Annotated in this window: 11 protein-coding genes; 7 read left to right on the top strand and 4 right to left on the bottom strand. The window is 73.5% G+C overall.

The genetic code is table 11. The annotated features are described in order from the left end of the window. Positions 1–157: 157 nt before the first annotated feature. Positions 158–1,726 (bottom strand): alpha/beta fold hydrolase, encoded by a 1,569-nt coding sequence (locus JS756_RS10595; protein ID WP_205382769.1) that lies wholly within the window; start codon positions 1,724–1,726, stop codon positions 158–160. Positions 1,727–1,843: 117 nt separating this feature from the next. Beyond that, on the bottom strand, positions 1,844–2,602 hold the full coding sequence (locus JS756_RS10590; protein ID WP_205382768.1) for a hypothetical protein: 759 nt from the start codon (positions 2,600–2,602) through the stop codon (positions 1,844–1,846). Between the two features lie 78 nt (positions 2,603–2,680). Between JS756_RS10590 and ggt the strand changes: the two genes are divergently transcribed. After that, positions 2,681–4,489, top strand: a complete 1,809-nt coding sequence (gene ggt / locus JS756_RS10585; RefSeq protein ID WP_205382767.1) for a gamma-glutamyltransferase — start codon at positions 2,681–2,683, stop codon at positions 4,487–4,489. A gap of 39 nt (positions 4,490–4,528) precedes the next feature. Here ggt and JS756_RS10580 read toward each other — a convergent pair whose 3' ends face one another. Both JS756_RS10580 and map read right to left on the bottom strand, forming a co-directional pair. After that, positions 4,529–7,072, bottom strand: coding sequence for an ATP-dependent Clp protease ATP-binding subunit (locus JS756_RS10580; RefSeq protein ID WP_205382766.1), 2,544 nt, complete (start codon positions 7,070–7,072; stop codon positions 4,529–4,531). Between the two features lie 228 nt (positions 7,073–7,300). Further along, positions 7,301–8,068 (bottom strand): type I methionyl aminopeptidase, encoded by a 768-nt coding sequence (map, locus tag JS756_RS10575; protein WP_205382765.1) that lies wholly within the window; start codon positions 8,066–8,068, stop codon positions 7,301–7,303. A 32-nt stretch (positions 8,069–8,100) separates the two neighbouring features. Between map and JS756_RS10570 the strand changes: the two genes are divergently transcribed. From JS756_RS10570 to JS756_RS10545, 6 genes are all read left to right on the top strand, one after another. Next, positions 8,101–8,352, top strand: a complete 252-nt coding sequence (locus tag JS756_RS10570; RefSeq protein ID WP_205382764.1) for a helix-turn-helix domain-containing protein — start codon at positions 8,101–8,103, stop codon at positions 8,350–8,352. A gap of 125 nt (positions 8,353–8,477) precedes the next feature. Next, positions 8,478–10,385: a hypothetical protein gene (locus JS756_RS10565; protein ID WP_205382763.1), complete on the top strand. Its 1,908-nt coding sequence runs from the start codon at positions 8,478–8,480 to the stop codon at positions 10,383–10,385. A gap of 118 nt (positions 10,386–10,503) precedes the next feature. Beyond that, the gene (locus tag JS756_RS10560) at positions 10,504–11,346 is read left to right on the top strand and encodes a nitrilase-related carbon-nitrogen hydrolase (protein WP_205382762.1); all 843 of its coding nucleotides are present in this window, start codon (positions 10,504–10,506) and stop codon (positions 11,344–11,346) included. Next, positions 11,343–12,626 carry an aspartate aminotransferase family protein gene (locus JS756_RS10555; protein ID WP_205382761.1) on the top strand — a complete coding sequence of 428 codons (1,284 nt, stop codon included), beginning with the start codon at positions 11,343–11,345 and terminating at the stop codon, positions 12,624–12,626. The genes JS756_RS10560 and JS756_RS10555 overlap by 4 nt, the downstream gene beginning before the upstream one ends. Before the next feature lie 26 nt (positions 12,627–12,652). Further along, positions 12,653–14,218: a PucR family transcriptional regulator gene (locus JS756_RS10550; RefSeq protein WP_205382760.1), complete on the top strand. Its 1,566-nt coding sequence runs from the start codon at positions 12,653–12,655 to the stop codon at positions 14,216–14,218. 158 nt (positions 14,219–14,376) lie between these two features. Next, entirely contained in the window at positions 14,377–15,219 is an 843-nt protein-coding gene (locus JS756_RS10545; protein ID WP_205382759.1) for a nitrilase-related carbon-nitrogen hydrolase, read from the top strand. Positions 15,220–15,241 lie beyond the last annotated feature (22 nt).

Raw genomic sequence — 15,241 nt, 5'->3', positions numbered from 1 at the left:
CGTCCCTGTGCTGACGGCCGGTTCACCTGCCGTCACATGTGAAGCCGCGTGAGCCGCCGCGGCCGAACCGGGGACGCTGCTGCGGGGGGAACCCCCACGCCCCTTGACCAGGGGGCGGCAGGTGCCAGAGCCATACCCGGCCGGCCGCGGCCGGAGATCACTGCTCGCGCAGCGGGATCGACACGTACGACGGGTCGTCCGCGGGCGAGGAGAAGGTCAGCCGCGCGCCGGACGGGTTGTGCTCGATGTACAGCGGGTCGACCGTGTCGACCACCAGCGCGAGGCGGTGCCGGGCCGGCACGTCGTAGGACGTGGCGTACAGGTCCAGATCGACCCCGAACGGCTTTCCGGGCGTGCGGTCGTGGAAGGTGTACGGCGCGTGGCTGACGAGTCTGCCCAGGCCGAGCGGTCCCACGTCGTACAGGTAGGCGACCAGCGTGCCGCTCTCCGCGGTCGGGGTGACCGTCGTGTGCAACCGGGCCGAGCCGCGCACCCGTTGGGGCGACCGGTACCGCTGCGACTGCCATACGGCTGCCCAGCGGCGGGGCAGCAGCGGGATCGCCGCCATCGGCGGGACCTTCGCGACCTGGTCGAGGATGCTGGAGAGGAAGACGACGCCGCCGTCCGCGCCCGAGTCGACGTTGGTGCGGATCGTGGTCGTGCCCGCCAGGGCGATCTTGCGCCGCGTGGCCGCGACCGACTTCCAGTCCGGGTAGCTCTCGTAGCCGCCCGTGGTGCGGGACTTCAGCAGGACCGGGCGCTCGCGGTCGATACCGTTGTCCGCGCCCCTCAGGTAGCGGTCGAGCCAGCGCCGGGTGTCGGTCCACACGTCGTTGGGCAGGCCGAACAGCCCCGTGATCTCGGGGGTCGCGTGATCGCCGGGGCGCAGCTCCAGTCGCTTCGGACCGGTCAGCCGCTCGTAGAACTCCGCGTACTGGTCGGGCGGGAAGACGGTGTCGCCCCAGGCGCCCGCGAGCATGACCGCTGCCCCGTTCGCGTTGAGCCGGTCCACGTAGGTACCCGCCGACCGTTTGTTCCCCCAGTCGATCAGCTCCTGCTCATGGGTCAGGTCGGAGGTGAAGAGGTCCTTGAAGACGCGCCGCAGTTCCGCGCTCTCGCGGCCGGTGACGGTACCGGCCAGGTGCAGCACGCCCGCGGCCTGGACGTGCTGGGTGCGACCGGAGTAGATCGAGCCGATGAGGTCGGCCCAGCCGCTGAGCGCCGCCACCGCCCTGATGCGCGGGTCGTGCGCTGCGGCCAGCAGGCTGATGCCGGCGCCGTAGGAGACGCCGGCCATGCCGATGTGCCGCGGGTCGGCCGGGGTGTGGGCGAGTGCCCAGTCGATGACGCGGGAGGCGTCGGCGACGTCCGGTGGGCCGGCGACTTCTATCTCGCCGCCGGACCGCCAGAAGCCGCGTGTGTTGTAGGTGAGCACCACATAGCCGGAGTTCGCCAGTCTGCGGGCCTGCGCGAGGTACTCCACCTGGGGCAGGCCCCAGCTCGTGGGGAACACCACGAGCGGGTAGCGGCTGCCCGCGCCGGCACCGGCCGGGGTGACGACGTTGGCCTTCAGGACGGTGCCGCCGTCGCCGGTGATGTCGACGAACCGCACGCCGCCGGTCGCCGCCTGGGCGGCGGGCGCGGCGCCGAGGACGCTCCCCGCGATCAGGGTCGCCGACACGGCGCCGACGGCGGTGGTGCGCAGAGCCTTGCGATGGGATCCCACGGGCCACTCCTCAGGCGTACCGATGCAAAGTGGCCCGACGGTAACCGGGGCTGCTTACCGCAGGTAACCCGCCGGTGAGTTACGTACAAGTAACAATAGTTGAGAAGCCAAGGGCCGCTACGACGCCCGGTGCGAGGTGCGTTGCCCCTCCGGGGCCGGCAGCGGGGCCCGGGCCGCCCGGGTCACGTCCGCCACCAGTTCCACCACGTCCGGGCCGTACGCCTGCGAGTTGACGACCTTCAGCAGCAGCACGAAGGAACCGCTGCCGTACTTGCGGGTCAGCCGCTCGTGATGGCGGGCCAGGTAGCGGGCCGCGGCCTGGTTGGTGATGGCGGTCTGCCCGCAGAAGAGGAAGACGGGCCGGCTGCCCTGACTCTGATCCACCGTCAGCCGAGCCAGCATCACATGTTCCACCAGCCCCGGCTCCACCCGGTAGTGCTCCGTGCCTATCCGGAAGGCGCCGCGGTCCGGCGTCGGCTCGGCGTCGACGTTCACCCGCACCCCCGGGAGCAGGGACGCCAGATGCGCGGCCATGCGGCGGTTCGAGGCGGGCCCGCCGACGCAGAACTCGGTGCGCTCGCCGAACCCCTGACGGGCCAGGTCGTGCGGGACGATCTGGGCGTGCGCGCGGCAGTCCTTGATGAGCGCGGCGAGTTCCAGGAGGGCGAACACGTCGTACCGCATCACCGACAGATCCGGTCCCGCGGCCCCGCGGTTGACCACCAGCAGCGACTCGGAGTTGTCCGGCAGGCCGAAGAATGCCTGCTTGCGCCGCAGTCTGCGCCGCCACAGATGGGTACGGGCCAGCCAGCCGAGCATCGCGCTGAGGCCCGTGGCCACCACGCCGAGAACGATGTTGCGGACGTCGTCATTCATGGGCGCGCATCGTACTTGCCTGACGTGGCCATGGCGTTGGAATAGGCTGCCCGGACGGTCTCTCGACTGGAGGTGCGGATGCGTCGCCCTGTAGCTCGGAAACTGTCCGTCGCGGCCCTCGCGGCCGCCATGGTGTCGGTCGGGGCGGCAGCGCCGCCCTCCGCCCACCAAAGCCCCGCCCCGCCCGCGCAGAAGGTCCCCGTCGCCGTCGGGTACGGCGGCGCCGTCGCCAGCGTCGACGCGGACGCCAGCGCCGCCGGCATCGAGGTGCTGAGACGAGGCGGCAACGCGGTCGACGCGGCCGTCGCCACCGCGGCCGCCCTCGGCGTCACCGAGCCCTACTCCGCCGGCCTCGGAGGCGGCGGCTACTTGGTCCACTACGACGCCAGGACCCGCACGGTGCACACCATCGACGGCCGGGAGACCGCGCCCCTGACCGCCGGGCCCGGACTCTTCCTGGAGAACGGCAGGCCACTCGCCTTCGCCGACGCCGTCAGCAGCGGGCTGAGCGTCGGTACCCCCGGCACGCCCGCCACCTGGCAGACGGCACTGGACCGCTGGGGCAGCAGGAGCCTCGCCTCGGTCCTACGGCCCGCCGAGCGACTGGCCCGGCGCGGCTTCACGGTCGACGAGACCTTCCGGGCCCAGACGGCCGCCAACGAGACGCGCTTCGGCTACTTCCCGGACACGGCCCGGCTGTTCCTGCCCGGCGGGCAGCCACCCGCCGTCGGCTCCACCTTCAAGAACCCCGACCTCGCCCGCACCTACGCGGAGCTCGGCAGGAAGGGCATGGCCGCCCTCTACCGCGGGGACATCGCCGACGACATCGTCGACACCGTCACCCATCCGCCCGTCGACCCGGCCTCCGGGTGGAACGCCCGCCCCGGAGAGCTGACCGCCCAGGACCTCGCCGGCTACCGCGCCCGGTTCCAGGCACCCACCCGGACGCCGTACCGCGGTCTCGACGTCTACTCCATCGCGCCCTCCTCCTCCGGCGGCACCACCGTCGGCGAGGCACTCAACATCCTGGAGTCCACCGACCTGTCGAAGGCGAGCGAGGCCCAGTACCTGCACCGGTTCACCGAGGCGAGCCGCATCGCCTTCGCCGACCGCGGACGCTGGCTCGGCGACCCCGCCTTCGAGGACGTGCCGACGAAGGAACTGCTGTCGCAGCGGTACGCCGACTCCCGGGCCTGCCTCGTCCGCGACGACGCGGTCCTCACCAGCCCCCTGGCGCCCGGCGACCCCCGCCACCCGGCCGACTGCTCCGCCGGCGGGACTCCGGCGCCCACGACGTACGAGGGCGAGAACACCACGCACCTGACGACCGCCGACAGGTGGGGCGACGTCGTCTCCTACACCCTCACCATCGAGCAGACCGGCGGCAGCGGCATCACCGTGCCGGGCCGCGGTTTCCTGCTCAACAACGAGCTGACGGACTTCTCCTTCGCCCCGGCCTCCCCGGCCGTGCACGACCCCAACCTGCCGGGCCCGGGCAAGCGGCCACGGTCGTCGATCTCGCCGACGATCGTGCTGGACCGGCACCACAGGCCCGTCGTGGCCCTCGGGTCGCCCGGCGGTTCCACCATCATCACCACCGTGCTCCAGACCCTGACCGAGTTCCTCGACCGGGGGCTGCCGCTCGTCGACGCGATCGCCGCGCCCCGCGCCAGCCAGCGCAACACCGCACAGACCGACCTGGAGCCCGCCCTCTACGACAGTGCGCTGAGGCGGCAACTGGAGGCCGTCGGGCACTCCTTCAGGCTCAATCCCGAGATCGGCGCGGCCACCGGCATCCAGCGCCTGCCCGGCGGCGCGTGGCTGGCCGCCGCCGAGAAGGTGCGGCGCGGCGGCGGCTCGGCGATGGTCGTCCGGCCCCGGCGGTAGTGCACCGGTCCGGGTGCCGTGCCGCGTACCCGGGCCGGCTCAGTACGCGGAGACTGGCGGCTGGTCGTGGTCCGCGCGGAACACCAGCCGTCCGTCGGCCACGTCGACGGTCACCCGGTCGCCCTCCTTGACGCTGCCGTCGAGCAGCCGCCGGGAGAACTGGTTGTCGACCTCCCGCTGGATCGTGCGGCGCAGCGGCCGGGCGCCGTAGTCCGGCTGGTATCCGCGCTCGGCCAGCCAGTCCACGGCTCCCTGGGCGAAGGTGACCGTGACACCCTGCGCGTGCAGCAGCCGGCGGGTCTTCTCCAGCATCAGATCGGTGATCTGGCGCAGCTGGTCGCCGGTGAGCTGCCGGAAGACGACGATCTCGTCGATGCGGTTGAGGAACTCCGGCCGGAAGTGCTCGCGCAGAGGGCGCAGGATCTGCTCCCGGCGCGCCTGCTCGTCGGCCTCGGTGCTCCGCGCCCCGAACCCGATGCCCGCGCCGCGCCCGGTGATCGCCTCCGAGCCGAGGTTGCTGGTCATCACGACGACGGTGTTGGAGAAGTCCACGGTGCGGCCCTGCGAGTCGGTGAGCCGCCCGTCGTCCAGCACCTGCAGCAGGATGTTGAAGACGTCCGGGTGCGCCTTCTCCACCTCGTCGAGCAGGAGCAGCGAGTACGGGTACCGCCGCACCACCTCGGTCAGCTGCCCGGCCTCCTCGTGGCCCACGTACCCCGGCGGGGCGCCGACCAGCCGGGAGACGGTGTGCCGCTCCTGGTACTCGCTCATGTCCAGGCGCACCATGCGGTCCTCGCTGCCGAACAGTGCCTCGGCGAGCGCGCGGGCCAGTTCCGTCTTGCCGACGCCGGTCGGGCCGAGGAAGAGGAAGCTGCCGATCGGCCGGTCGGGACTGGACAGTCCGGCACGCGAGCGCAGCACCGCCTCGGCGACGACTCCGACCGCCTCGTCCTGGCCGACGACCCGCCGGTGCAGATGGTCCTCCAGGCCCAGGAGGCGTTCCTTCTCCTCCTGGGTCAGGCTGCTGACCGGGATGCCGGTCAGCCGGGACACCACCTCGGCCACGGCCTCCGTGGTGACCTCCAGGTGCTGTCCCTCGTCGGCCTCGTCGTCGCCGGTCGCCTCGACGATCCGCCGCTTCAGCCCGGTGATCCGGTCCCGCAGCTGCGTGGCCTGCTCGTACTGCTCGTCCGCGACCGCCTGGTCCTTGTCCCGGACCAGCTGCTCCACCTCGCGCTCCATGGCCCGCACGTCCGTGCCCTTGGTCCGCGCCCGCAGCCGCACCCGCGCCCCGGCCTGGTCGATCAGGTCGATGGCCTTGTCCGGCAGCCGCCGGTCGGTCAGATAGCGGTCGGACAGCTCCACCGCCGCCACCAGCGCCTCGTCGGTGTAGCGGACCTGGTGGTGGGCCTCGTAGCGGTCCCTGAGGCCGCGCAGGATCTCGATGGTGTCCGGCACGGACGGCTCGGGCACCAGGATCGGCTGGAACCGGCGGGCCAGCGCCGCGTCCTTCTCGATCCGCCGGAACTCCTCCAGCGTCGTCGCACCGACGACGTGCAACTCGCCGCGGGCCAGCGCGGGCTTGAGGATGTTGCCCGCGTCCAGGGCCCCGCCCTCGCCACCGGCCCCGGCGCCGACGACGGTGTGCATCTCGTCGATGAAGACGATCAGCCGGTCGGAGTGGGTGCGGATCTCCTCGACGATGTTGTTCATCCGCTCCTCGAAGTCGCCCCGGAAGCGGGTGCCCGCCACCACCCCGGTCAGGTCCAGCGCGACCACACGGCGCCCGATCAGGATGTCCGGCACGTCCCCGTCGGCGATCCGCTGCGCCAGGCCCTCCACGATGGCGGTCTTGCCTACACCGGCGTCACCGATGAGCACCGGGTTGTTCTTGCCGCGCCGGGAGAGCACCTCGACGGTCTGCTCGATCTCCGTCTCCCGCCCGATCACCGGGTCGATCCGGCCCTGGCGTGCCATGTCGGTCAGATCGCGGCCGTACTTGTCCAGGGTCGGCGTGCCGGTCGGCCGCTGCCGTTCGGTCCGGACCCCGGGGGCCGGTTCCGGTGCCTCCGGGGGCAGGCCCGAGGCGGAGAAGCGGGCCGAGTTCAGGATGTGCCCGGCGGCCGAGTCGGGGTTGGCGGCGAGCGCGCCCAGCACGTGCTCCGGGCCGATGTACCCGGTGCCGCTGGAACGGGCGAGCTCGTGCGCGTCGAGCAGGGCGCGTTTGACGGCCGGGGTCAGCGACAGCGCGGTGGGCGGCGGCACCTCGCCCGGCGGGTGCTGCACGGGCCCCGACCGCTCGTCGATCTCCGACGCGAGGGTGTCCGGGTCGGTGCCGTACCTGCTCAGCAGGCTGCGGGTCGGCTCGGTGGTGAGCGCGGCCCGCAGCAGGTGCTCGGTGTCCAGGTCCCGGCTGCCGTGCTCCGCGGCGTACTGGGCGGCGCCGCGGACGAGCTCCCGGGCCGGCTGACTGAGCAGGCGGCCGATGTCGATCTGCCGGGGGTTCGGGCGGGGGCCGCCGAAGAAGCGCGCGAGGAAGTCTCCGAAGGGGTCGCCCTCCGGGCCGATGTAGCCGCTGGTCATGGCGCTCCGTTCCTTGGCTGAGACGTTCCGGAGCCGAGTGGCCGGGAAAGGGCCGCTCATGCCCACGATGACATGCATCGTCGCGGTGGGCATGCGCAGCGCCGGCCGCCCCCGAAGGGCCGGCACCCGGCCTGGTGGACCCCGGAACCGGGCCGGGCCGACCGCACCCGCCGCGCATCCGGGGGCACGGTCGGCGCCCGCTTCGCGCGGTGCGGCCCCCGGGGCGGCTCAGCGCTGTGTGAGGATGCGCGGCCCCGCCGGGGTGATCGCCACGGTGTGCTCCACGTGGGCCGCCCGGGAGCCGTCGTCCGTACGCAGGGTCCAGCCGTCCGGCGCCGCGTGGTGGCCGTCCCCGCCGCCGGCGATCAGCATCGGCTCGATGGCCAGGACCATGCCGGGCCGCAGCAGCGGGCCGCGGCCGGGGCGGCCCTCGTTGGGCACTTCCGGGTCCTCGTGCATCCGGCGGCCCACGCCGTGCCCGCCGAAGCCGTACGGGATGCCGTAGCCGGCGGCCCGGCACACCGTGCCGATCGCGTGTGCGATGTCCCCGATGCGGTTGCCGGCCACGGCGGCCCCGATCCCGGCCGCCAGAGCGCGCTCGGCCGTCTCGATCAGCCGCAGGTCGTCCGGGCGGGGCGTGCCGACGACGAGGCTGATCGCCGAGTCGCCGACCCATCCGCCGAGCTCGGCGCCGAAGTCGGCGGACAGCAGATCGCCGTCGCGCAGGCGGTGGTCGGTGGGGACGCCGTGCACGATCGCGTCGTTGACGGAGGTGCACAGCACGGCGGGGAACGGTACGGGGGCGAAGGAGGGGTGGTAGCCGAGGAAGGGCGAGGAGGCTCCCGCCTCGCGCAGCACGTCGTGGGCCACCTCGTCCAGTTCCCGCAGGGAGACGCCCACGTCCGCGGCCTGCTCCACGGCCGTCAGGGCGCGGGCGACGACCTGCCCGGCCGCGTGCATGGCGTCGATCGATGCGTCCGTCTTCAGTCCCGTCATGCCAATTACAATACCGGTATTAGTATGGGGTCATGGTGCGCACACCCCTGACCCCCGAAGAGCGCGAGCGCGGCGAACGGCTCGGACGGCTGCTGCGCGAGGCGCGCGGCGGCCGCAGCATGGCCGAGGTCGCCGCGAGCTCCGGCATCTCCGCCGAGACGCTCCGCAAGATCGAGACCGGCCGGGCGCCGACCCCCGCCTTCTTCACGGTCGCCGCGCTCGCGCGCTCGCTCGGACTGTCGATGGACGAACTGGTGTACCGGTGCGGGCTCGTTCGGACCTGAGTCACCTTTCGTGCCGCGCGATCCGGAGCGCTCCGCACCCCCCTCGAAAACTCCCTGTAGCGAACCCGTAACACGGCTCGTGTTGTCTACCGGGCGGAGTGGTCCGGTCTGGCAGGAGTTGGGCGATGACAGTGGAACAACTCCCGGGCAGGGTGGGGGAGTTCGCGAACTACCTGGATGGTCTGCTGGCGCGCCTCGATCAGGCCGGCGGCTGGTGCGGGGTGTTCTGGCAGCGCGATCCCGACGGCATGCGGGCCTGCCTCGACGGGCGTGAGGTGCCGCCGTGGGACGTGGTGGAAGCCCTGCTCCAGGACCTCGCCGTCCGGTACGGCACCCCGGTCGCGGCCCGGGAGCTCGAACCGGCGCGCGCCCTGCACGCCGCCGCGCTCGCCGCCTGCGACGCCCGGCCCGGCGCACGGGACGTCCTCGGCGACCGGCTCGACGTGATGCTCCGCGAGCAGCGGTACGCCGCCGAACGACAGGCGGAACTGACCCGGCTGCTCACCTCGCCCCTCTCCCGCGAGGAGGCCGACGGCCTGCGACGCGAGCTCGCCTGGGCCGACGACGACCATGAACGCGCCACCGCCCGGTGCGCCGAGCTGCGGGCCCGGACGGCCCGCCTGGACCGCCTGTCCCGCACGGGGCCGGCCTCGGGCACGAGCGGGGTCGTGCCGCGGGCCGGGGCGGTGGGCGGGCCGGTCCCGCGCGCGGGTGGCGCCGGAGCGCCGGGGGCGCCCCGGGATCCCGGACCGGGTGACGGTCCCGGCGCCCGGGGCGGCCGGCCCGCAGAACGGGCCGCGCCCGGAGTCGCCGCACGACGTGACGGACCCGCCGAACCGGCCCGGGGCGACGCCCACGGACGGGGTCCGGCCCAGTGGTCCGGCGACCCGGCCGCCGTCGCGGCGGACGCACGCCCCCGCGACGGGGCGGCCGGGGCGGGCACCGGCTCCTGGGAGGGCGCGGCGGGACCCGGCGCCGAACGGCCCGCGGGCCGGCCGGCCGATCGCCCCGTGGCACCCCCCACCCACGACTTCGGACCCGCCGGCCGCGCCGGTTCCGGCCCCTCGGCCGCCGCCCGCGCCCCGGTCGGTCCCGCTGCGACCGGCCCCGGGGGGAGCCCCGCCGACCCCGGTGGCTTCCCCGCCCCCCGGGCCCCTCACGGCCCCTTCGCGCCCCCGGACGACTCCGGCGGCACGATCGCGCCGGGCACCGCGGCCGAGGGCGCGCGGGGAGGCCCCCGCGGCTCCGGTCCGGCCCGCGACGCCCGGGACGCGGGCGCCCTCGCACCGCCGCCGTCCCGGCAGCGCAAGCGCCGCCGCGGCAGCGCCCGCTTCGCCGGGATGGTCGAAGGCGACCTCCCGCCCGTCCCCGCACCGGCCGTCGACGTGCCGGACGCCCCCACCGCGGCGCAGGAGGGCGGGCGCACACCGCGGGGCGCGCGGTTCGCCGGGGCCGCGCAGGAGGCGGGGGAGGGGCCGGCCGTGCCCGTCGAACCGCCGGACCCGGCGGCGGGGGAGGAGGTCGCGGCGCTCGTTGCGCAGCTGGTGCACCTGCGCACCCAGGGCCGCAGCGGCGAGGCCCATGCCCTGCTGGTGGAGGCCGCCCACTGGTCCGCCGCACGCTTCCCGGTGCTGGCCGCCGAACTCCAGCACGCCGGCCTCGGTGCCGACTGGGCGACCCTGCTGTGGGAGGCCGTCTCGCTGCCCGCCGCGCACCTGGTCGCCGCAGCGAACGCGCTGGTCGCCGCCGGCCGTGACGCCGACGGGCAGCAGATGCTGCGCCAGGGCGTGGTGCGCCCGGCCGCCGAGATCGGCGAGGCCCTCCAGGTGCTCGCCGCGGAAGGGCGCAGGCGCGAGATCCGCGCCCTGCTCGACGCCTACGTCCGCGTCCGCACCCCCGAGGAGGCCGTCCGCAGCGCCGCCGCCGACCCGCAGCTGATCGTGCCGCTGCTGCTGCGGGCCGCGCAGGACGTCTCCGACGAGCGGCACTGGGACCTCGTGCACGCCCTGCGCGTCGCGGGCCTCGCCTCCTGAAACACCCGAACGGACACGACGATGGTCTTGGCAAGCCCGTCGCCGAGGCTTACGTTCGACCCTCTACGGCCTGCTCTACGGGCGTAGAGGCTCTGACGTCGTGTCGAAGGAGCAGCTCATGGCCAACGTCGTACGTGCCGCACTGGTCCAGGCCACCTGGACCGGCGACACCGAGTCCATGGTGGCGAAGCACGAGGAGCACGCCCGCACGGCGGCCCGGCAGGGGGCGCAGGTCATCGGCTTCCAGGAAGTCTTCAACGCCCCCTATTTCTGTCAGGTCCAGGACGCGGAGCACTACCGGTGGGCCGAGCCCGTGCCCGACGGGCCGACCGTGCGCCGGATGCAGGACCTGGCCCGGGAGACCGGCATGGTGATCGTCGTGCCGGTGTTCGAGGTGGAGCAGCCGGGCTTCCACTACAACACGGCGGCGGTCGTCGACGCCGACGGCGCCTACCTCGGCAAGTACCGCAAGCACCACATCCCCCAGGTCGAGGGCTTCTGGGAGAAGTACTACTTCCGTCCCGGCAACCTCGGCTGGCCCGTCTTCGACACCGCAGTCGGCAAGGTGGGCGTCTACATCTGCTACGACCGTCACTTCCCCGAGGGCTGGCGGCAACTCGGCCTGAACGGCGCCCAACTGGTCTACAACCCGTCCGCCACCCACCGCGGCCTGTCCGCCCACCTGTGGCGGCTGGAGCAGCCCGCCGCGGCCGTCGCCAACGAGTACTTCGTCGCCGCGATCAACCGCGTCGGCCACGAGATCTACGGCGACAACGACTTCTACGGCACCAGCTACTTCGTCGACCCGCGCGGTCAGTTCGTCGGCGACACCGCCTCCGACACCGAGGAGGAACTCCTCGTCCGCGAGCTCGACTTCGGCCTGATCGACGACGTCCGGCAGCAGTGGGCCTTCTACCGCGACCGCCGCCCCGACGCCTACGAAGGGCTGGTGCGCCCGTGAACGACCTCTACGCCCGCCACCGCGGCGTGCTGCCCGACTGGCTCGCCCTCTACTACGACGAGCCGATCGAGATCACCCACGGCGAGGGCCGGCACGTCTGGGACGCCGACGGCAACCGGTACCTCGACTTCTTCGGCGGCATCCTCACCACGATGACCGCGCACGCCCTGCCCGAGGTGACCAAGGCGGTCGGCGAGCAGGCCGGGCGGATCATCCACTCCTCGACCCTGTACCTCAACCGGCCCATGGTCGAGCTGGCCGAGCGCATCGCCCAGGTGAGCGGCATCCCGGACGCCCGGGTCTTCTTCACGACCTCCGGCACCGAGGCCAACGACACCGCCCTGCTGCTGGCGACGACGTACCGCCGCAGCAACACCGTCCTGGCGATGCGCAACAGCTACCACGGCCGCTCGTTCAGCGCGGTCGGCATCACCGGCAACCGCGGCTGGTCGCCCACCTCGCTGTCCCCGCTCCAGACGCTGTACGTGCACGGCGGCGTGCGCACCCGCGGCCCGTACGCGCACCTGGACGACGCCACGTTCGTCGAGGCCTGCGTCGAGGACCTGACGGACCTGCTCGGCCACACCCGCCGGCCGGCGGCGCTGATCGCCGAGCCGATCCAGGGCGTCGGCGGTTTCACCTCCCCGCCCGACGGGCTGTACGCCGCCTTCCGCGACGTGCTGGACGACCGCGGTGTGCTGTGGATCTCCGACGAGGTGCAGACCGGTTGGGGCCGCACCGGAGACCACTTCTGGGGCTGGCAGGCGCACTCCCGCAGCGGACCGCCGGACATCGTCACCTTCGCCAAGGGCATCGGCAACGGCATGTCCATCGGCGGTGTGATCGCCCGCGCCGAGATCATGAACTGCCTGGACGCCAACTCCATCTCCACGTTCGGCGGCACGCAGATCACCATGGCGGCCGGCCTCGCCAACCTCACGTACCTGCTCGAACACGACCTCCAGGGCAACGCCCGGCGTGTCGGCGGGCTCCTCATCGAGCGGCTGCGGGCCGTCGCCGCCCAGGTGCCCGCGGTGCGCGAGGTGCGCGGACGCGGACTGATGATCGGCGTCGAGCTGGCCCGGCCCGGAACGGACGAGGCCGACCCGCGGGCGGCGTCCGCGGTGCTGGAGGCCGCCCGCTCCGGCGGCCTGCTCATCGGCAAGGGCGGCGGCCACAACACCAGCGCCCTGCGCATCGCCCCACCGCTCTCCCTCACCGTCGCGGAGGCCGAGGAGGGTGCGGCGATCCTCGAACGGGCCCTGAGGAGCATCCAGTAGCACGGCACCGAGCAGGGGAACACGCCATGACCACCACCTTGGAGCCCTTGGAACCGGCTCTGTCCGTACGGCAGGTGCTCAACCTCGAACGGGTGCTCGCCGGGGAGCCCGAGGTGGTGGCCGGCGCGGGACAGCTCGACCGGCCCGTGCGCTGGGTCCACGTCGCCGAGGCCGCCGACGTCGGTGTGATGCTCAGCGGCGGCGAGATGATCCTCACCACCGGTGTGCTGCTCGCCGGCGACGAGGACAAGCAGGCCGAGTACGTCCGCTCCCTGTACCGCGCGGAGGCCGCGGCCGTCGTCCTGGGCCTCGGCCGGGCCTTCCCCACCGCGCCGGACGCGATGCGCCGCGTGGCCGAGCGGTGCGGGCTGCCCATGGTCGTGCTGCACCGGCCCTTCCCCTTCGCCGAACTGACCGAGGAGGTGCAGTCCCGGCTGGTGCGGCGGAAGTACGCGGCCGTCAGCCTCTCGGAGGCGGTCCGCACCGCCCTGAACGGGCTGATCACCGCGGGCGCGCCGCTCCAGGGGCTGCTCGACGAGGTCGCCCGCTACAGCGGCTGCCCCGTCGTCGTCACCAACCTCGCCCACCGGGTCCTGGCCACCGCGGGCGAGCGGTCCGCCGTCGACGACGTGCTGCGCGACTGGGAGCGCATCGCCCGCCAGGCCGGCGGCAGCGAGGGCGACGGCTGGATCCGCGCCGAACTCGGCGGGCGCGGGGAGCGCTGGGGCCGGATCCTGCTGTGCGGCCACCGCGGCGACACCGCAGTGGGGCGGCTCCTCGCCGACCGCGCCGCCGAGGCGCTCGTACTGCACCGCATGCTCGGCGGCGCCTCGGCCGGCACCTGGGAGGAACAGTCCGCGCAGGGCCTGCTGACCGACCTGGTCTCCGGCGTCGTGCCGGCCCGGCAACTGCTGCCGCGGGCCCGCGCCGCCGGGCTGCCCGTCAACCGGCGCAGCTTCGTCCCGCTCGTCGTCCGCGGCGCCGACCCCGCCCGACTCGACCGCGTGCTGCGGATGGTGGGCCTGCCCGGGCTGGTCGCCGAGCTCGCGCCCGGGGCGACCGCCGTCCTGCTCAGCCTCGCCCGCGACCAGGACGCCGCGGCGCTCGCCGCCCACTTCGCCGCCCGGCTGCGTTCCGAGACGGACCTGGGGACGGCCGTGGTCGCCGCCGCCGACCCGCGCACGGCCTGGGACGAGGTGGCCGCCGGGCTGCGCGAGGCCCGGCACGTCGCCGACGCCGTCGCCGACTCGGCACCCGCCCTGGACCTGCCCGCCGTCGTCCGCCTCCGGGACGTCCACCTGCGCGGCCTGATCCGCCTGCTGCGCGACCACCCGCACGTGCAGTCCTTCGCCGAGCGCGAACTGGACGGGCTGCTGAGCGCCACCGACCAGGATCTGCTGGGCGTGCTGCGGACCTATCTCGCCACCGGCCGCAACAAGTCCCGTACCGCCCAGCTCCACCACGTCTCCCGGCCCGCGCTCTACCGGCGCCTGGAGGCCATACAGGTCCGGCTCGGCGTGGATCTCGACGACTTCGAGCAGGCCGCCTCGGTCCACATCGCGCTCCTCGCGCACGATGCGCAACAGCGGTGAAACCTCCGACGACCCGGGAACACGGCGGTGAAACATGGGCCGACGCAAGCGTGACACGCTGCCACGCACGGCGCCCGCAGACGTGACACGGTGCAACTCAACGTCGCCGTACGGACTTTCTAGGCTCACCGCACCACACCGAGTGAGTGGAGACCTCGATGAGCCAAGTGATCCGTGCCGCCCTGTTCCAGACCGCGTGGACCGGCGACAAGGAGTCGATGATCCGGGTCCACGAGCAAGCGGCCCGCGACGCGGCGGCGCAGGGCGCCCAAGTGCTGTGCTTCCAGGAGCTGTTCTACGGGCCGTACTTCTGCCAGGTCCAGGATCCGGCGTTCTACGAGTACGCCGAGCAGATTCCCGAGGGCCCGATCGTGCGCCGTTTCCAGGCCCTGGCGAAGGAGCTGGGCATCGTCCTCGTCCTGCCGATGTACGAGGAGGAGCAGCCGGGCGTGCTGTACAACACGGCCGCCGTCATCGACGCGGACGGCTCCTACCTCGGCAAGTACCGCAAGACGCACATCCCGCAGGTCAAGGGGTTCTGGGAGAAGTTCTACTTCCGCCCCGGCAACAGCGGCTGGCCGGTCTTCGACACGGCCGTCGGGAAGATCGGGGTCTACATCTGCTACGACCGCCACTTCCCCGAGGGCTGGCGGGCCCTCGGCCTCGCAGGCGCCGAGATCGTCTTCAACCCCTCGGCCACCTCGCGCGGCCTGTCCGGCTACCTGTGGCAGCTGGAGCAGCCGGCGGCGGCCGTCGCCAACGAGTACTTCGTCGGTGCGATCAACCGGGTCGGGGTGGAGGAGCTGGGCGACAACGACTTCTACGGCACCTCGTACTTCGTCGATCCGGAGGCCCAGTTCGTCGGCGAGGTGGCCAGCGACAAGGAGACCGAACTCGTCGTCCGCGACCTGGACCTCGCCAAGCTGCGCGAGGTCCGCGACCGCTGGCAGTTCTACCGGGACCGCGCACCGGGCGCCTACACGCCGCTGACCGCACCCTGAGCACCCCGTCCCCCCTGCACCC

The organism is Streptomyces actuosus, assembly GCF_016921115.1.
In the GTDB taxonomy this organism is placed as follows: Bacteria; Actinomycetota; Actinomycetes; order Streptomycetales; family Streptomycetaceae; genus Streptomyces; species Streptomyces actuosus_A.
The sequence above is the reverse complement of the archived record's forward strand: the minus strand, read 5'-3'. Positions and strand labels throughout refer to the sequence as shown.

Bases quoted from the DNA above. Each gene is read 5' to 3' on its own strand.
- JS756_RS10590 (WP_205382768.1), bottom strand. From the start codon at position 2,602: ATGAATGACGACGTCCGCAACATCGTTCTCGGCGTGGTGGCCACGGGC.
- ggt (WP_205382767.1), top strand. From the start codon at position 2,681: ATGCGTCGCCCTGTAGCTCGGAAACTGTCCGTCGCGGCCCTCGCGGCC.
- JS756_RS10580 (WP_205382766.1), bottom strand. From the start codon at position 7,072: ATGACCAGCGGCTACATCGGCCCGGAGGGCGACCCCTTCGGAGACTTC.
- map (WP_205382765.1), bottom strand. From the start codon at position 8,068: ATGACGGGACTGAAGACGGACGCATCGATCGACGCCATGCACGCGGCC.
- JS756_RS10570 (WP_205382764.1), top strand. From the start codon at position 8,101: ATGGTGCGCACACCCCTGACCCCCGAAGAGCGCGAGCGCGGCGAACGG.
- JS756_RS10565 (WP_205382763.1), top strand. From the start codon at position 8,478: ATGACAGTGGAACAACTCCCGGGCAGGGTGGGGGAGTTCGCGAACTAC.
- JS756_RS10560 (WP_205382762.1), top strand. From the start codon at position 10,504: ATGGCCAACGTCGTACGTGCCGCACTGGTCCAGGCCACCTGGACCGGC.
- JS756_RS10550 (WP_205382760.1), top strand. From the start codon at position 12,653: ATGACCACCACCTTGGAGCCCTTGGAACCGGCTCTGTCCGTACGGCAG.
- JS756_RS10545 (WP_205382759.1), top strand. From the start codon at position 14,377: ATGAGCCAAGTGATCCGTGCCGCCCTGTTCCAGACCGCGTGGACCGGC.